11 protein-coding genes and 2 tRNA genes are annotated in these 17,141 nt (G+C 63.7%); 11 read left to right on the forward strand and 2 right to left on the reverse strand.

The features are described from left to right. Nucleotides 1-36 precede the first annotated feature (36 nt). From dnaA to RND64_RS00055, 11 genes are all read left to right on the forward strand, one after another. Nucleotides 37-1,677, forward strand: coding sequence for a chromosomal replication initiator protein DnaA (gene dnaA, locus RND64_RS00005; protein WP_064863561.1), 1,641 nt, complete (start codon nucleotides 37-39; stop codon nucleotides 1,675-1,677). Nucleotides 1,678-2,244: 567 nt separating this feature from the next. Further along, nucleotides 2,245-3,411 (forward strand): DNA polymerase III subunit beta, encoded by a 1,167-nt coding sequence (dnaN, locus tag RND64_RS00010; RefSeq protein WP_064863560.1) that lies wholly within the window; start codon nucleotides 2,245-2,247, stop codon nucleotides 3,409-3,411. Between the two features lie 75 nt (nucleotides 3,412-3,486). Further along, nucleotides 3,487-4,437 (forward strand): phosphogluconate dehydrogenase (NAD(+)-dependent, decarboxylating), encoded by a 951-nt coding sequence (gene gnd / locus RND64_RS00015; RefSeq protein WP_064863559.1) that lies wholly within the window; start codon nucleotides 3,487-3,489, stop codon nucleotides 4,435-4,437. A 12-nt stretch (nucleotides 4,438-4,449) separates the two neighbouring features. After that, nucleotides 4,450-5,646, forward strand: coding sequence for a DNA replication/repair protein RecF (gene recF / locus RND64_RS00020; RefSeq protein ID WP_064863558.1), 1,197 nt, complete (start codon nucleotides 4,450-4,452; stop codon nucleotides 5,644-5,646). Then, nucleotides 5,643-6,206, forward strand: a complete 564-nt coding sequence (locus tag RND64_RS00025; protein ID WP_005205889.1) for a DUF721 family protein — start codon at nucleotides 5,643-5,645, stop codon at nucleotides 6,204-6,206. The genes recF and RND64_RS00025 overlap by 4 nt, the downstream gene beginning before the upstream one ends. Before the next feature lie 391 nt (nucleotides 6,207-6,597). After that, nucleotides 6,598-8,640 (forward strand): DNA topoisomerase (ATP-hydrolyzing) subunit B, encoded by a 2,043-nt coding sequence (gene gyrB, locus RND64_RS00030; RefSeq protein ID WP_331436324.1) that lies wholly within the window; start codon nucleotides 6,598-6,600, stop codon nucleotides 8,638-8,640. Nucleotides 8,641-8,666: 26 nt separating this feature from the next. Continuing rightward, nucleotides 8,667-11,156, forward strand: coding sequence for a DNA gyrase subunit A (gene gyrA / locus RND64_RS00035; RefSeq protein ID WP_331436325.1), 2,490 nt, complete (start codon nucleotides 8,667-8,669; stop codon nucleotides 11,154-11,156). 142 nt (nucleotides 11,157-11,298) lie between these two features. Continuing rightward, nucleotides 11,299-12,300: a DUF3566 domain-containing protein gene (locus RND64_RS00040; RefSeq protein ID WP_005205883.1), complete on the forward strand. Its 1,002-nt coding sequence runs from the start codon at nucleotides 11,299-11,301 to the stop codon at nucleotides 12,298-12,300. Between the two features lie 420 nt (nucleotides 12,301-12,720). Further along, nucleotides 12,721-13,815, forward strand: coding sequence for an IS110 family transposase (locus RND64_RS00045; RefSeq protein WP_064861632.1), 1,095 nt, complete (start codon nucleotides 12,721-12,723; stop codon nucleotides 13,813-13,815). A 218-nt stretch (nucleotides 13,816-14,033) separates the two neighbouring features. After that, a tRNA-Ile gene (locus RND64_RS00050) sits at nucleotides 14,034-14,107 on the forward strand. Between the two features lie 63 nt (nucleotides 14,108-14,170). Further along, nucleotides 14,171-14,243: transfer RNA gene (locus tag RND64_RS00055), tRNA-Ala, on the forward strand. Nucleotides 14,244-14,488: 245 nt separating this feature from the next. On the opposite strand, the gene RND64_RS00060 is transcribed toward RND64_RS00055, so the two are convergent. Together RND64_RS00060 and RND64_RS00065 are read right to left on the reverse strand one after the other, a co-directional pair. Continuing rightward, the gene (locus RND64_RS00060; RefSeq protein WP_331436326.1) at nucleotides 14,489-16,123 is read right to left on the reverse strand and encodes a hypothetical protein; all 1,635 of its coding nucleotides are present in this window, start codon (nucleotides 16,121-16,123) and stop codon (nucleotides 14,489-14,491) included. A 3-nt stretch (nucleotides 16,124-16,126) separates the two neighbouring features. Continuing rightward, nucleotides 16,127-17,092, reverse strand: coding sequence for a hypothetical protein (locus RND64_RS00065; protein ID WP_331436327.1), 966 nt, complete (start codon nucleotides 17,090-17,092; stop codon nucleotides 16,127-16,129). Nucleotides 17,093-17,141 lie beyond the last annotated feature (49 nt).

A 17,141-nucleotide genomic window follows, 5' to 3' on the forward strand; every position in this document is an offset into this window, starting at 1 on the left:
ATGCTGGTAATTTTCTCGGGGTGGGAAGGCCTGACCGTGACTTCTGATCGCGACTCGTTCGGCGAGGTCTGGCAACAGGTCGTCGCAGAGCTCAACGACGATTCCGCCGGCGGAGACCACGAACTTCTCACCCGGCAGCAAAAAGCCTGGCTCTCGCTCGTGCAGCCACTCACCCTCGCCGAGGGATTCGCACTGCTCACCGTCCCGACGCCGCTGGTCCAAGAACAGATCGAGCGCACGCTTCGCGACACCATCCGCAGCGCACTCTCACGTCACCTCGGGCAACCCGTCGACCTCGGGGTGCGGATCGCGACACCCCCGCCGAGCACAGACACCCCCGCCGAGCAGCCATCCCAGGTCGGGGTTCCCCGCTCATCGGCACCTGCCGGGGGAATCGGCCAAGCACCTATCTCCACATCGGGCGTCGACGTGAGCGACTTCGGCAACGGCCAATTCCCGCTCCGCCAGCCTGCCCCCACAGACCATGCAACCTCCGACTCCCTGAGCACCGACTCATTCGGCGCACAGCAGTCCCCTCAACTGTCGACGCCCGCTACCAACGGAGCAGCGTCGGATTCGCGAGGTGCTCCGACCAACTGGCCGTCGTACTTCGCAGAACGCCCGACCGCGGCACCCACACCCTCTGGCGCCAATCTCAACCCCAAGTACACCTTCGACACCTTCGTGATCGGAGCGTCGAATCGCTTCGCGCACGCGTCGGCCGTTGCCGTGGCCGAAGCCCCGGCGCGCGCGTACAACCCGCTGTTCATCTGGGGTGAGTCGGGACTCGGCAAGACGCACCTGCTCCACGCCGCCGGCCACTACGCCCAACGGCTGTTCCCGGGAATGCGCGTCAAGTACGTCTCCACCGAGGAATTCACCAACGACTTCATCAACTCGCTGCGTGATGACCGTCGAGTCGCGTTCAAGCGCCGCTACCGCGACGTCGACGTACTGCTCGTCGACGACATCCAGTTCCTCATCGGCAAAGAAGGTATCCAGGAAGAGTTCTTCCACACCTTCAACACGCTGCACAATTCGAGCAAGCAGATCGTCATCTCCTCCGACCGACCGCCGAAACAGCTTGCGACACTTGAAGATCGGCTCCGCACGCGATTCGAGTGGGGACTGATCACCGACGTTCAGCCACCCGACCTCGAGACGCGCATCGCCATCCTGCGCAAGAAGGCGCAGATGGACAGCATCGCTGTTCCCGACGACGTCCTCGAACTGATCGCGTCGAAGATCGAGCGCAACATCCGCGAGCTCGAGGGTGCATTGATCCGCGTCACCGCGTTCGCCTCCCTGAACAACACCGACCTCGACAAGTCGCTCGCAGAGGTTGTCCTTCAAGCGCTGCTACCCAACTCCGGCACCCTGGAGGTCAGCGCGGCGTCGATCCTCGCGATCACCGCGGAGTACTTCGACATCTCGGTCGACGAACTCCGGGGGCCCGGCAAGACCAGGGCAATCGCGCAGGCGCGTCAGATCTCCATGTACCTGTGCCGAGAGCTCACCGACCTCTCGCTGCCGAAGATCGGCGAAACCTTCGACCGTGACCACACCACGGTCATGTACGCCGAACGCAAGATCCGCAAGGAGATGGCCGAGCGTCGCAAGGTCTACGACCACGTCCAGGAGCTCACCGCGCGCATCAAACAGCGCGCTGTCGGCTGACCGGATCCTTCTGAACCCCTCGAGTCCCTTCGCTCCAACACGGCGCGGAGGGACTTGTCATCTCCAGGCCCAAACCACAAGTCTCAACCCCAACCCAAGGGTCTCCGACGATCTGATCGGGTGGATTTTCATGTCATCTCGACGTCGCCGTCCACCGTTCCAGGGTCTCGGAAAGGCTGTGGATCGACTGTGAGTAAGAGAGGTCTTGATGTGTACAGAACGTGGACGATGCTCGAACAGAATTCGTCATGTGCACAACTCGACCGACCCACCCAGGATCCGTACACGTTCGATCCACAACCCTGTCGGTGCTCTGACATGGGATCCGTCGTGTTGTCCACAGTTTGCACAGTGCCTATGACTGTTATGGATCCCTCTCTTAAAAGAACTTCTTTTAAGAAGCCGTTGTGCACACCTCGCTCGAGCCGCGGCGTCGACTCGTCTGGATCTGCCTCGCACAAACGCTCGGCGCGGCGTGGCGACTTGACCCCAACGACTCCCCGTCACGCGATCGCGCTCTAGAGTGGGAACTCCTGGCGAATACCGAGAGAAGGGCAACCACCGAGCATGAAGTTCCGTGTCGCGCGTGACGAGTTCGCCGATGCCGTCGCCTGGGTAGCGCGCAGTTTGCCGTCTCGCCCGCCCGTTCCCGTGCTCGGTTGTGTGGTCCTCCTGGCCGACGACGCTGGGCTGACCGTCTCCGGCTTCGACTACGAGGTCTCGGCACAGCAGCAGATCGGCGCCGAAGTCGCAGAACCGGGGCAGGTGCTGGTGTCCGGGCGTCTGCTGGCCGATATCACCAAAGCTCTTCCGAACAAGCCGGTCGACGTCTCGCTCGACGGATCCCGCGTCGCCATCACCTGCGGCAGCGCGAAGTTCTCGCTGCCGACCATGCCCGTCGAGGACTACCCACAGCTTCCTGACGTCCCGGCCGTCACCGGACTGATCCCGGCGCAGGTGTTTGCCGAGGCCATCTCCCAGGTCGCCGTCGCCGCCGGCCGCGATGACACACTCCCGATGCTCACCGGCGTGCGCGTCGAGATCGACGGCAAGACCGTCGTCCTGGCGGCCACCGATCGCTTCCGCCTCGCGGTACGCGAATTGGAGTGGGAGCCAGCCGATTCCGGTGCTTCGGGTGCGGTCCTCGTGCCGGCGAAGACGTTGTCCGAAAGCGCGCGGACCGCGAGTTCCGACTCCGGCGACGTGAAGCTGGCATTTGGCAGCGGTTCAGCACTCGGTGGCGAGGGGATCCTGGGCATCGTCGGCGAGACCAAGCAGACGACGACCCGTCTCCTCGACGCCGAGTTCCCGAAGTTCCGCCAGCTGTTGCCCGCGAGCCACACCGCCATCGCGACCATCGAGAGTGCACCTCTCATCGAGGCGATCAAGCGTGTGGCGCTGGTCGCTGAACGCGGTGCACAGGTGCGCATGGAATTCCGCGACGGATCCGTACTGCTCACGGCAGGCGGCGACGAAGCAGGCCGCGCCGAAGAAGAGCTGCCCGTGCAGTTCTACGGCGAGCCGCTGACCATCGCGTTCAACCCGACGTATCTGCAGGACGGACTCTCCGCGATCGGCGTCGCAGTCGTCGACTTCGGATTCACGACGCCGAGTCGTCCCGCGGTACTGCGCCCGTCGACCGGCGACGAACCCATCGCCGACGAATCCGGAGCGTTCGTCGCACCCGACAGCGTTTTCACCTACCTGCTGATGCCGGTTCGCCTGCCCGGATAGCGGCTCATGCGCTGAGGCCGAGTAACGAAACATCAAGGCAGCACTGATCTTTCACGCACACGCGAAGGGGAAGCCATGCAGCTCGGGCTGATCGGCCTCGGCAAGATGGGTGCCAACATGCGCACCCGTATCGAGCGCGGTGGCCATGAGGTCGTCGGATACGACCCGCGCCCGGAGGTCTCCGACGTCGCGTCGATGGCCGATATGGTGGCCGCGCTCGACGCACCTCGCGCGGTGTGGATCATGGTGCCCTCCGGCGAACCCACCCAGCAGTGCGTCGCAGAACTCGCAGGCCTGCTGGATTCGGGCGACGTCGTCGTCGATGGCGGTAACTCGCGGTACACCGACGATGAGCCTCACGCAAAAACCTTGGGCGACAAGGGAATCGGTTACCTGGACTGCGGTGTTTCCGGCGGTGTGTGGGGCTTGGAAAACGGATACGGCTTGATGGTCGGCGGATCCGACGCCGACGTCGAGCGGCTCATGCCGATCTTCGATGCACTCCGCCCGCCGGGTGAGCGAGCCGACGGATTCGTTCACGCCGGACCCGTCGGCGCAGGCCACTACGCCAAGATGGTGCACAACGGCATCGAGTACGGCCTGATGCATGCCTACGGCGAGGGTTACGCTCTACTCAACGCCGAGCCGCTCATCGTCGATGTCGAAGGCACGATGCAAGCCTGGACACAGGGCACGGTGATCCGGTCGTGGCTCCTCGACCTTTTGGTTCGCGCCCTGCAGGAAGATCCGGGCCTCACCGAAATCTCCGACTACACACCGGATTCCGGTGAAGGTCGATGGACCGTCGAGGAAGCGATTCGCCACGCGGTGCCTGCCAATGTCATCTCGGCGGCGTTGTTCGCACGCTTTGCGTCGCGGGAGAAGGGCGGTTCGCCCGCGCTCAAGGCAGTGTCGGCGCTGCGTAACCAGTTCGGCGGACACTCCATGCAGAACACCGCGGGCAAGAACGTCGGCGAGACCGGAACGCCGGTTCAGAATCCGTCGAATACCGCTCCGCCCAACTGATCTCGACGTCCCGTGTTTGTTCGTGAACTACACCTGCGCGACTACCGATCGTGGCCGTTGGCCGACCTCACCCTTCGCCCCGAACCGACGATCTTCACCGGCCGCAACGGTTTTGGAAAGACCAACCTGCTCGAAGCGCTCTTCTACATCGCGACACTTCGGTCACATCGGGTGAGCTCTGACGCGCCGCTGGTCCGATCCGGGGCGACGTCAGCGTCGGTCGGAGCGACCGTCGAGAACGCTGGTCGTGAACTCGCGGTCAGCCTGCAGATTGCTGCCGAGGGGTCAAATAAGGCCTGGCTCAACGGATCTCCGTGTCGACGCCCACGCGAAATCCTCGGTGTACTGCGTGCGGTGCTGTTCGCCCCGGAAGACCTACTACTGATCCGCGGCGATCCGAGCGATCGTCGACGCTTCATCGACGAGCTCGTCGCCCAGCGCGGACCCCGTTGGGCTGCAGCACGTTCCGACTACGACCGGGTGCTGCGGCAACGGTCTGCGCTGCTCAAGACTGCGGGCGCGGCGCTGCGTCGAGGGGGCTCCGACGCCGACTCGGTGATCAGCACCCTCGACGTGTGGGATGCTCAGCTCGCCGATCTCGGTGGCCAGGTGACCGCTGCGCGGATCGAGGTACTGCGTGATCTCGAACCACACTTCGTCGCGTCGTACTCGTCGATCGCTCCGCATTCTCGTCCTGCCTCGTTGAGCTACCGCGCGTCGGCGGGGCCGGAGCTGGTGCCTGCGCGCGACGTCGAACCAGATTCGGAAATAATCGCGACACAACTACTCGAGCGGCTTGGGCAGACGCGCACCAAGGAGATCGAGCGCGGCGTCAGTCTTGTCGGTCCGCACCGCGACGACATCGACATCGTTCTCGGGTCCGAGGTGGCCAAGGGTTTCGCTTCGCACGGAGAATCGTGGTCGCTCGCGTTGGCGTTGCGACTCGGGTCGGTCGAGCTCGTGCGCAGTGAGGGGATCGAACCCGTCATCATGCTCGACGACGTCTTCGCTGAACTCGACGCCGCGCGACGTCGCAAACTGGTGGAGTTCACCGCCGGTGCCGAACAGCTGCTGATCACCGCTGCTGTCGCCGAGGACATCCCCGAAGGTGTCGGCGGCAGACGTATCGGAGTCAACGTTGTCGACGAGGCCGACGGCACGCGGCATTCCGAACTGATGTCCGAGGCAACTGAGAGCATGGACTCATGAGCGACACCCCCGAAGAGCAGCCAGGCACCGAGTCGCCTGGTGGCGACGCGTCGAGCGGGTATGAGCGGGCACGCCGCGCCTTGGAGGAGGCACGGGCGTCGGCGCGTGCTGCGGGCAAGTCGGTGGGTCATGGCCGGGCGTCGCCGATTCGACGTCCGCGCGGGTCGTCGAGTCGTCGACGCTGGTCGGGCGCCGGCCCGGATTCGCGGGATCCGCAGCCCTTCTCCAGGCTCGTCGGCGGCCTGGCGCGCGACCGCGGGTGGGAGCCTCAGATCGCCGAGGGCACGTTGTTCGGGCAGTGGCTGCAAATCGTCGGACCGGACATCGCCGCGCATGCCAAGCCAGAAGCGTTGCAGGACAAGGTACTTCACGTACAGGCCGAGTCGACGGCGTGGGCGACGCAGCTGCGGTATGTGCAGCGCCAGATCCTGGCGAAGATCGCCGCGGCCATCGGCGACGACATAGTGACGTCGTTACGGATCACGGGCCCCAAGGCGCCGTCGTGGCAAAAGGGCAAACGCAACGTGCCCGGGCGGGGTCCTCGCGACACCTACGGCTGAGCCAGACGAAGCCGGGCGAGAGGCGACATACACGCCGACACCGACAAACCTCGTCCGACGCGGCTCTGAGCCGACTTTTATCCCAAGACCACCGCCGATCGCGCTTCTTGTGCAGAAAATCGTTCTGAGCGCGCGTTAGCGGCCCCGGATGGTGCTTCCTGAGCGAATGAGGCAGTACACTGGAGACACTTGTCCCGGCAGGGGAGATAAGCAGCCGTGACCGGCGGTCACATACGCGAGCGGGCGAAGGCCCGGCATCTCGTCGTGTGTCCGTGGTCGGCGCTGGTCACGTCACCCTGCCCAGCATGACACGACTGGAGTCCAGCCGTGAACGAGACAGCGCGTACACACACCAGCGCAGTCGAGAGCAGAAGAGGAGCGGACGCACCCCGTGGCCGACACGAATGACAAGAAGAGCCGTAAGAAGCCAGGTGAGTACGGTGCCGAGTCGATCAGCATCCTCGAAGGACTCGAAGCAGTCCGTAAAAGACCAGGTATGTACATCGGCTCGACCGGTGAGCGGGGCCTGCACCACCTGATCTGGGAGGTCGTCGACAACTCCGTCGACGAGGCCATGGCCGGCTACGCCAGCAAGGTCGACGTGACGTTGCTCGAGGACGGCGGCGTCGAGGTCGTCGACGACGGTCGCGGTATCCCGACCAGCATGCATGCGACCGGCGTACCCACCGTCGAGGTCGTCATGACGCAGCTGCATGCAGGCGGCAAGTTCGACTCCGACGCGTATGCCGTGTCCGGTGGTCTGCACGGCGTGGGTATCTCCGTCGTGAATGCGCTGTCGACCAAGGTCGAGTTGGAGATCAACTACGGCGGTCACCACTGGGAGCAGACGTACAACTACGCCAAGCCCGGGCCGCTGGTCCAGGGTGCGGCGACGCGCAAGACGGGTACGACTGTCCGGTTCTGGGCCGATCCGGAGATCTTCGAAACCACCACTTACAGCGCCGAGACCGTTGCGCGTCGTCTGCAGGAGATGGCCTTCCTCAACAAGGGCCTCACCATCACGCTGACCGACCGGCGACCGCAGACCGCCGCGGCCGACGCCGTCGTCGAAGGTGACGAAGACACCGCTGAGAAGCCCAAGACCGCCGAGGAAGAGGCGGTGGCTCCCACCGTCACGAAGCCGCGGACCCGCACGTATCACTACCCCGATGGCCTGATCGACTACATCAAGCACCTCAACCGCACCAAGACGCCGATCCACCAGTCGGTCATCGGTTTCACCGCCAAGGGCACCGGTCACGAGGTCGAGATCGCGATGCAGTGGAACTCGGGATACTCCGAGTCGGTGCACACCTTCGCGAACACGATCAACACCCACGAGGGCGGCACCCACGAAGAGGGCTTCCGCGCGGCTCTGACCTCGACGGTCAACAAGTACGCGCTCGACAAGAAGCTCCTCAAGGAGAAGGACGGCAAACTCAGCGGCGACGATATCCGCGAGGGTTTGGCAGCCGTCATCTCCGTCAAGGTCGCCGACCCGCAGTTCGAGGGTCAGACCAAGACCAAGCTCGGCAACACCGAGGTCAAGAGCTTTGTGCAGAAGACGTGCAACGAGCACCTCGGTCACTGGTTCGAGGCCAATCCTGCCGAAGCCAAGATCGTCGTCAAGAAGGCCGTCGACTCCGCGCAGGCCCGCCTCGCGGCTCGCAAGGCGCGAGAGTTGGTGCGCCGCAAGACCGCAACGGATATCGGTGGCCTGCCCGGCAAGCTTGCCGACTGTCGCAGCAACGACCCCACCAAGTGTGAGGTCTACATCGTGGAGGGCGACTCCGCCGGTGGCTCGGCCAAATCCGGCCGCGACTCGATGTACCAGGCGATCCTGCCGATCCGCGGCAAGATCATCAACGTCGAGAAGGCCCGCATCGACCGCGTCCTCAAGAACACCGAGGTCCAGTCGATCATCACCGCGTTCGGCACCGGCATCCACGACGAGTTCGATCTCGCCAAATTGCGCTATCACAAGATCGTGCTGATGGCCGACGCAGACGTTGACGGCCAGCACATTTCGACGCTGCTGCTGACGTTGCTGTTCCGCTTCATGAAGCCGCTGATCGAGAACGGTCACGTCTACCTGGCACAGCCGCCGCTCTACAAGCTCAAGTGGCAGAAGCGCGAACCCGAATTCGCTTACTCCGACCGTGAACGCGACGGACTGCTCGAGGCCGGTCGGGCCGCGGGCTGGAAGATCAACACCGACGACGGCATCCAGCGCTACAAGGGCCTCGGCGAGATGAACGCGAAGGAACTCTGGGAAACCACAATGGATCCCGCCGTTCGCGTGCTGCGCCAGGTGACCCTCGACGACGCCGCCGCGGCTGACGAACTCTTCTCCGTGTTGATGGGCGAGGATGTGGCCGCGCGCCGCAGCTTCATCGCCCGCAACGCGAAAGACGTTCGCTTCCTTGACGTCTGATCTCTCACGAATCGAAAAGGATACTGATGACTGACACCACACTCCCGCCAAACGGGGGAGCGGGCGATCGCATCGAACCGGTCGATCTCGGCCAGGAGATGCAGAACAGCTACATCGACTACGCGATGAGCGTCATCGTCGGTCGCGCACTACCCGAGGTGCGCGACGGACTGAAGCCCGTGCACCGTCGACTTCTCTACGCGTCCTACGACGCCGGGTTCCGCCCAGACCGCGGTTACGTGAAATCCGCGAAACCCGTTGCAGAGACGATGGGTAACTACCATCCCCACGGCGACAGCGCGATCTACGACGCGCTGGTGCGCCTCGCGCAGCCGTGGTCGATGCGGTACCCGCTGATCGACGGTCAGGGCAACTTCGGTTCGCGCGGCAACGATGGCGCGGCCGCCATGCGTTACACCGAGGCACGCCTCACGCCCCTCGCGATGGAGATGTTGCGCGACATCGACGAGGAGACAGTCGATTTCACGCCCAACTACGACGGCAAGACCAACGAGCCGACGGTTCTGCCCGCACGTATCCCCAACCTGTTGATCAACGGGTCGGGCGGTATCGCGGTCGGTATGGCCACCAACATCCCGCCGCACAACCTCAATGAGGTTGCCGACGCGGTCTTTTGGGCTCTGGAGAATCCCGAGGCCGACGAGGAAACCATGCTCGCGGCGTGCATGGAAGCCATCAAGGGGCCCGACTTCCCCACGGCCGCACTGATTGTCGGCAGCCAGGGCATCCGCGATGCCTACACGACAGGCCGCGGCAGCATCCGTATGCGAAGCGTCGTCGACATCGAGGAGAACAAGGGCACCACCACCCTCGTCGTCACCGAGCTGCCGTACCAGGTCAACCCCGACAACCTGATCGCGTCGATCGCCGAACAGGTCAACGAGGGAAAACTCAAGGGCATCAGTCGAATCGAGGATCAGTCCTCCGATCGCGACGGCATGCGCATCGTCGTCACCCTGCGTCGCGACGCCGTCGCCAAGGTCGTGCTGAACAACCTCTACAAGCACAGCCAGTTGCAGACCAGTTTCGGCGCCAACATGCTGTCCATCGTCGACGGCGTGCCGCGCACCCTGCGTCTCGACCAGATGATCCGCTACTACGTCGCGCACCAGATCGACGTCATCGTGCGTCGTACGCGGTACAGGTTGCGCAAGGCAGAAGAACGCGCGCACATTTTGCGCGGTCTCGTGAAAGCCCTTGACGCACTTGACGAAGTGATCGCACTGATCCGTGCGTCGGCCAACACCGACGCGGCGCGACAGGGCCTCATCGGTCTCCTCGACATCGACGAGATCCAGGCCGACGCCATTCTGGCGATGCAGTTGCGTCGTCTGTCCGCACTCGAGCGCCAGAAGATCATCGATGAGTTGGCCGAGATCGAACTCGAGATCGCCGACCTCAAGGACATCCTCGCCAAGCCCGAGCGTCAGCGCGCCATCGTGCGTGACGAGCTCAAGGTGGTCGTCGAGAAGTTCGGCGATGAGCGTCGAACAAAGATCATCGCCGCAGACGGAGACGTCACCGACGAGGATCTCATCGCGCGCGAAGACGTCGTCGTCACCATCACCGAGACCGGATATGCCAAGCGCACGAAGACCGACCTGTACCGCAGTCAGCGACGTGGCGGCAAGGGTGTGCAGGGTGCAGGCCTCAAGCAGGACGACATCGTCAAGCACTTCTTCGTGAGCTCCACCCACGACTGGATCCTGTTCTTCACCACCAAGGGTCGCGTCTACCGCGCCAAGGCGTACGAGCTTCCTGAGGCCAACCGCACCGCGCGCGGCCAGCACGTCGCCAACCTGCTGGCCTTCCAGCCGGAGGAGCGGATCGCTCAGGTCATCCAGCTCAAGACGTATCAGGATGCGTCGTATCTGGTGCTCGCCACCCGCAATGGTCTGGTGAAGAAGTCCAAGCTCGAAGACTTCGACTCCAACCGCTCTGGCGGTATCGCGGCCATCAACCTCCGCGGTGAGGACGAACTTGTCGGAGCACAGCTCTGCAGCTCCGACGACGACCTGCTGCTCGTCTCCCAGAAGGGCCAGTCGATCCGGTTCCACGCCGACGACGAGACCCTGCGACCGATGGGACGCCAGACCTCCGGCGTTCAGGGCATGCGCTTCAACGGCGACGACGAGCTGCTCTCGCTCAACGTCGTGCGTGAGGGCACCTACCTCCTGGTCGCGACGTCGGGCGGCTACGCCAAGCGCACTCCGATGGACGACTACCCGGTGCAGGGCCGCGGCGGCAAGGGAGTGCTGACCATTCAGCACGACCGCAGACGCGGCGTACTGATCGGCGCGATCATCGTCGACGACGATTCGGAGCTCTACGCGATCACCTCGGGCGGCGGTGTCATCCGCACGGCCGCCAAGCAGGTGCGCAAGGCCGGACGTCAGACAAAGGGTGTCCGTCTGATGAACCTCGATGAGGGGACAACCCTGATCGCCATCGCACGGAACGCCGATGAGCCCGACGTCGAGGCTGCTGCCGAGTAGCCCTGGGGGTTCGGCGCGCCAGTGTCGACCCCACGGCGGTCGCTTCAGCCAGTGGGAGCGGTTCAACCGTTAGTGTGGTGTGCAACGCCGGCCCGCGTCGTTGTGGCTGGGATAGCACGCGTTATGGAGTGAGGGAACACGAGTGAGCACACCGAACGACCCGGACGACAAGAAGTCGACGACCGGCCGGCCTTCGGGCCCCACCGACTCCGGTAATCCCGGGGGTCCGGCTCGGTCGTCCGGTCCGGGTCCTTCGGGTGCTCAGAACTCCGGGTCAGACGCGGTGACCCATCCCTCGATGCCATCGAAGAACCAGAGCCCGGTCGGAGCTCCCAAGCAGGGTGGCCTGGTGCCGCCCTGGCAGCGCGGTGGAGTGCCGCCGCAGGCACCCAACGGCCAGAACGGCCCGCCACCAAATGGGGGCCTGCCGCCAAACGGAAAGGGCGGCCCGCCGCCGAGTGGAAAGGGCGGCCCGCCGCCGCGCGGCATGGTGACCTCCGAACCGGCCGGGGGACAGGCACCGGTCACCAAGCTCGACAATCCCGCCCGCACGGACGGACCGTCTCGCCCGGCTGCGTCGTCGACCTCTGTGGGGGGCGGCACGGGTGCACGTACCGGCTTTGTCGAGTCACCTACGCGGACGATCGTGCGCGACCCGTCCGAGGACGAGCAACTGCCCGACCTCGACCAGATTCATCACACCGCAGAGGTTCGCCAACCCGCTGAGGTAGCTGCTGCGGCGGCTCCGCGCCCGGCACCGGCTCAGGTCGGTCATGCGACGGCGCTGCGTGCCGCCGTGCAGATCCGCCGGATCGACCCGTGGGCCACATTCAAGATCTCCGCCGTGCTCGCTGTCGTCGGATTCTTCATCTGGATGATCGCCGTGGCCGTGCTGTACCTGATCCTCGACGGCATGGGCGTCTGGGACCAGATCAACAGTTCGTTCGGCACCCTTGTCACCGCCGACGGGTCGTCGAGCGAGGGCGACGTCATCGGTGCAGGCACGATCTTCGGCTACGCCGTGCTGCTCGGCGCGATCAACGCGATCCTGCTGACCGCCATCGCCACCATCGGCGCGTACATCTACAACCTGTGCGCCGACCTCGTCGGCGGCGCCGAGGTAACGCTGGGGGATCTGGACTAGCCGACCCCGCTGGTGGGGCTGACCGCCGCTGGTGGAGTTGGCTCGCGCTGGTCGAGCTGGCCCCGCTGGTCGGGCTGAGCCCCGCTGGTCGGGCTGAGCCCCGCTGGTCGGGCTGACCCCCCGCTGGTCGAGCTGAGCCCCGTTGGTCGAGCTTGTCGAGACGGTGAGGATGGGAGTGCGGCTTGATCGAGTGTTCTGACTTTTGTCGAGACTGACCCCGGTTGGGTGTCTTGAAGTGGACCTGTCGATCCCGGTCGGGTCGTGGACACACCCTTGGTTCGACTGATGGAGCCGGGTGAGGCAGTGACTTCATAGGAACCTGTCGGCAGCGGTTATGGCCGACTCTTCACCGTCCTGTCCGCCTCACCCGGCGATGTCATCCCCGTGCCGTAGGACACGACTCAAGGAGACATAACCGCGATGACCAGCATGACCGTTACCCCGCCGCCGCTGCAACCGATGTACGGCGGAGTCGACACCCATAAAGACACCCACCACGCCGCGGTCGTCGATACCGATGGCCACCGCATCGCTGACCGCGAGTTCGCAACCGGCCAGCACGGTGATGATCAGATGTGTGCCTGGCTGACGCAATGGCCGATCGAGGCGATCGCCGTCGAGCAAACCGGCACCTACGGTGCCGGCCTGACACGTTCGCTGCACGCTGAGGGCTACCGCGTCAAAGAACTCAACCACCCCGATCCCACGGTGCGCGCGTGCGCAGGCAAATCCGATCCCATCGATGCCTACAGCGCAGCGCAGGCAGCCCGCACCGGGCGAGCCTCCATCACCCCGAAAGACCGGACCGGGATCATCGAGTCCATCCGAATGATCAAGGCCGCCAGAGCATCCGCGATCAAAGCACGGACCGCCGCGGTCAACCAGATCCGCGACTTCACGATCATCGCACCCCAGATCCGCGACAAGCTCACCGGCATGACCACCACCGGCATGATGGCCGTCATCATCACCTGGCGACCCCACCGCGACCACCTCGACGACCCCGTCCAAGCCGCCAAACTCGTGCTCCGTCAGGTCGCGATCCGAGTCCGTGAACTCGACGCCGAAATCACCGCCTACACCCGCCACCTCGACACGTTGACCGCCCAGATCGCGCCACGGCTGCGTGCACTGCCACAAGTGGGCACCCTCAGCGCTGCGCAACTGTTGATCACCGTCGGTCAATGCCCCACCCGAATCAAGACCGACGCCCAGTTCGCGCGGCTGTGTGGGATCGCCCCGATCCCGGCATCCTCGGGTAAAACCCACCGCACCCGCCTGCACCGTGGCGGCGACCGTCAAGCCAACTGCGCGATCCACCTCGTCACCATCGGCCGGCTCAACCGACACGAGAAAACCATCGCCTACCGCGACCGCCGAACAGCCGAAAACCTCTCCACCAAAGACATCATCCGCGCCGTGAAACGCTACGTCGCCCGCGAACTGTTCTACGCCCTCAAAGCAGACCTCACCGCCTGGGACACCAACCAAAACAACCACGCCCACACCACTTGACGGACTATAGGAACGTCCACTCCGGCAGGCCGCACTCGGTGGTCGTGCCGACTCCCGCTGATCGTGCCGACTCCCGTTGGTCGAGCTTGTCGAGACCACTCCGGCAGGCCGCACCCGCTGGTCGTGCCGACCCCCGCTGGTCGAGCTTGTCGAGACCACCCTGACCAGCCGTTTTGGTTGTTGACGACCTCGTCGGGTAACCTCAATCCTCGGTTCACGGGCCTATAGCTCAGGCGGTTAGAGCGCTTCGCTGATAACGAAGAGGTCGGAGGTTCAAGTCCTCCTAGGCCCACTGCGAGTGGTTGTTCGTCAGCCCGTTTCGCAACCCGTCGGTCGTGTTTTCGACGCCCGACACGGGGCCTTAGCTCAGTTGGTAGAGCGCTGCCTTTGCAAGGCAGATGTCAGGAGTTCGAATCTCCTAGGCTCCACAAGCGGCATGTTTGCCTATGTCATAGTCTCTAGTTTGGATAAGTCGTAGAAATACGACGAAATTCCGGACAGCGGCCTACTAATGACATCAATTTGCGATAGCGCTTCTGAACTCGAGATCCGATCGGCTGAGAAGATCCGCGGACGCACCCAATTAGCGCAGAATTTCGGTCTCCGGGCAGCATCGGACTCTGGAAGTTCCGTGGAGAGGTGTGTCGTCCGTAAGATGGCCCCGAGAGGCAGATCAGCCGCCTGGTGGTGGTCGGTCACCCTTGCTGATCTTTGCGCGCTTCGCTGAGGTCTCGTGCGCCGGTAATTTCGGCGGCGCCATCTTCGTGATCGGGTACGCGGCTGGTATGGCTAGTCTGCGTGTGCGGAAGTGGTTAGTGATGCACTCGTGGTTGTACGCAAAGAGTGTGAAGCCGAGCAGGAAGGCGTTTTTCACCCGCCCGAAGACCCGGGTGTAGCCGCGGTCCATTCGAAACTCGGTACGTAGGGCGCTATTGGCTGCTTCGACAGCATTGCGCCGGTGATAGTCCTGGTTCCAATCGGTCGTGCCATAGAGGTTGCGTTGGCGAATATTTGGGAAGTAGTCGTCGCGTAGGGTGACCGATAGGGAGCATCCGCACTTTTCGTCGTTGCATTCGGTTACAGGTCGGGTCAGCCGCTCTTTCATTGAGACTTGATTGTTGGGGCAGCAGATCTTGGACGGTGCATCGGTTCTGACCGGGCCACGGAAGCGTTGCTTACCATCGGTCTTCTTCCCCATTGATCGGAACGCGTAGGCTGTGCGGTCGTCATAGAGCGACATCAGTGCTGTGCGGTCCGATGATGTCATGCCCACGGTGAATGTGGGGAGTTCTCGCAGGTGCTTGGGTAGCGCGTCAGTGAACAGCGTTCCGTCGACGATGATGGTGCCGGGCTCGGGTCCGGGGCGTTGGCGCCGCTGATTTTGGGTCAGGTCGAAGACGGGCGCAATGCCGAGCTTGCGCAGTGGGCCTGTCCAGAATTCTGTCTTTGCATTGTTGTAGGCGCGGTCAGCGGTGACGTCGGTGATGTTATGGCCGGTGGCATGGAGCTTCTCGATGATCCCGATTGCCGCTCGGGCGTGGTGACTGCCAGCGGGTGTGAGGTTGGCAGCAGCGATGAAACCTGGGACTTCGTCCTGGCCGCGCCACGGCCGTGCGTTGACTGCAAGCGTGAGGTCGTAGCCGACGAACGCTCCGGCAGGCTTGTTGTTGTGCGCTGAGCGGTGTCCATCGCGCGCATCGGGGTCGGCGGTTCGTTGCAGGCGGTTATCCGAGCGGAGTACTGGCCAGGTGCCCCTTTTGCGGACCGCTTTGGGATCCGCGTCTGGTTCGCTGTCGGTCTCGTGGCTGGTAGGTGCTTGGTCGCTGGTGCGATTCCAGAAGGCGCGAATCCTGGCGAACGACTCGTAGTCGGTGGAGTCGACTGCCAGGGACATAACGGGCGGCTGCGGCACCGTGTGCTGAAAGACGCCGTTCATTAGCTCGACGACGTCGACTCTGTCGGCGTCGACCAGGACCTTCACACGTGCGGCAAAGTCAGTTGTCTGACTATAAGACAGGGATTTGAGGCCGAGCTGGCGTCTTTGATCCGACGTAAGGCCGAGGAAGGTGTCGTAGATGTTGGTGAACAGCATCCGCCGCTTCTCGATCGCATTGATGAAGCCGAGTGTGAAGAACTGGAAAGGCGTGAACTCCCGGGGCCGACCGTTGTTGTCTTCCACCATGATCGCATGAAGGTGATGGCGCGCGGGCGCGCGGAGCGCACTGTCGAATGCGATCTCGAAAACCTTCGTGCTACAGCCTGGGCCGTCGCCGAGGTCCTTCGTTCTATAGCGCGGGATCTTACCCATGAGTCAGAAGTCGTAGAGCCGTGCGTCCGAAATGATGTCTGCAGACGCAGCCATCTCGGTAAGTCGAGCGAACACCGCATCGGTGAATGTGAGCGATCTGCACCCGTACGCGGCCATCACCGATGGCAGCGGTGCAGATGAGGCTAATGCGTCAAGAGCCCAGGTTTGGCGAAGTCGAGACATGGTCAGCGGTCGAAGGCCCTCTGGAAGATCACAACGAGCGAGCAGGTTGGAGATCGTCTCCACCCGCGGCAGTGGCTTGTCACGAACGAGTACTGCACCAGGGGCCAAAGTATCGATGAGACCCTCAAGAAGAGGTGCGTAGCGCGATCGGACGGGAACAATCCGACCTGGCAGGATAATCCTCATCCTGCCGGGCGATGCGTTGATGAGGCTGTTTGTTGTGAGAGAGGCGACCTCATCGGGTGTCAGCCCGGCCCCGAGACCCAGGCCGAGAAGTGATTGAAGTACGCGGCGTCGAGAGGGGCTGGATTGGGAGTCAACGCATTTGACCAGCCACCGGCACTGTTCGTCTGTGTAAGGCGGCCGGCTCTTGGAGGTTGGATACACCGGTGCCGGTGAGTCCCAGCGAGCTCTCCGAGTGACGCGCCGTCCGACCGTCCGGAGGACCGAACGACGCGTTCCGCGACTGACGGGTGAGAGATGTTCACACGCCGTGGCCACATAGTGTTCGACGACCTCGGGTACGAAGAGCCGCTCGCGCTCACGGGAGCGCTGCTGATCGACCGCCCAGGCGAGGAAATGGGTGACTGCCAGCATGTGATGATCGACGGACGTTCCTGTCGCGGGCTGAGAGTCGCGGACGATTTGACGCACTTCGTCTTCGATCACGCGCCATGTCGTTTCCTGTATCTGTCGAGGCACGTAGCCGTCGATCGCGACGTCGATCGGCAGATTCCTCATGGCTTGGTCACCACCAGGACGGAACGTGTCGAGATCGACACGCATATGTTGCGAGTGGGGGCGTGCGGAAAGACAGCAGGTAGCATCAATGGGA

Source organism: Gordonia sp. w5E2 (assembly GCF_036540975.1).
Classification (GTDB): Bacteria; Actinomycetota; Actinomycetes; order Mycobacteriales; family Mycobacteriaceae; genus Gordonia; species Gordonia jacobaea.

What these genes read in the sequence shown, in the direction of transcription:
- RND64_RS00025 (WP_005205889.1), top strand. Translation starts at nt 5,643, where the DNA reads ATGAGCGACACCCCCGAAGAGCAGCCAGGCACCGAGTCGCCTGGTGGC.
- gnd (WP_064863559.1), top strand. Translation starts at nt 3,487, where the DNA reads ATGCAGCTCGGGCTGATCGGCCTCGGCAAGATGGGTGCCAACATGCGC.
- gyrA (WP_331436325.1), top strand. Translation starts at nt 8,667, where the DNA reads ATGACTGACACCACACTCCCGCCAAACGGGGGAGCGGGCGATCGCATC.
- RND64_RS00060 (WP_331436326.1), bottom strand. Translation starts at nt 16,123, where the DNA reads ATGGGTAAGATCCCGCGCTATAGAACGAAGGACCTCGGCGACGGCCCA.
- RND64_RS00045 (WP_064861632.1), top strand. Translation starts at nt 12,721, where the DNA reads ATGACCAGCATGACCGTTACCCCGCCGCCGCTGCAACCGATGTACGGC.
- dnaN (WP_064863560.1), top strand. Translation starts at nt 2,245, where the DNA reads ATGAAGTTCCGTGTCGCGCGTGACGAGTTCGCCGATGCCGTCGCCTGG.
- RND64_RS00065 (WP_331436327.1), bottom strand. Translation starts at nt 17,092, where the DNA reads ATGCGTGTCGATCTCGACACGTTCCGTCCTGGTGGTGACCAAGCCATG.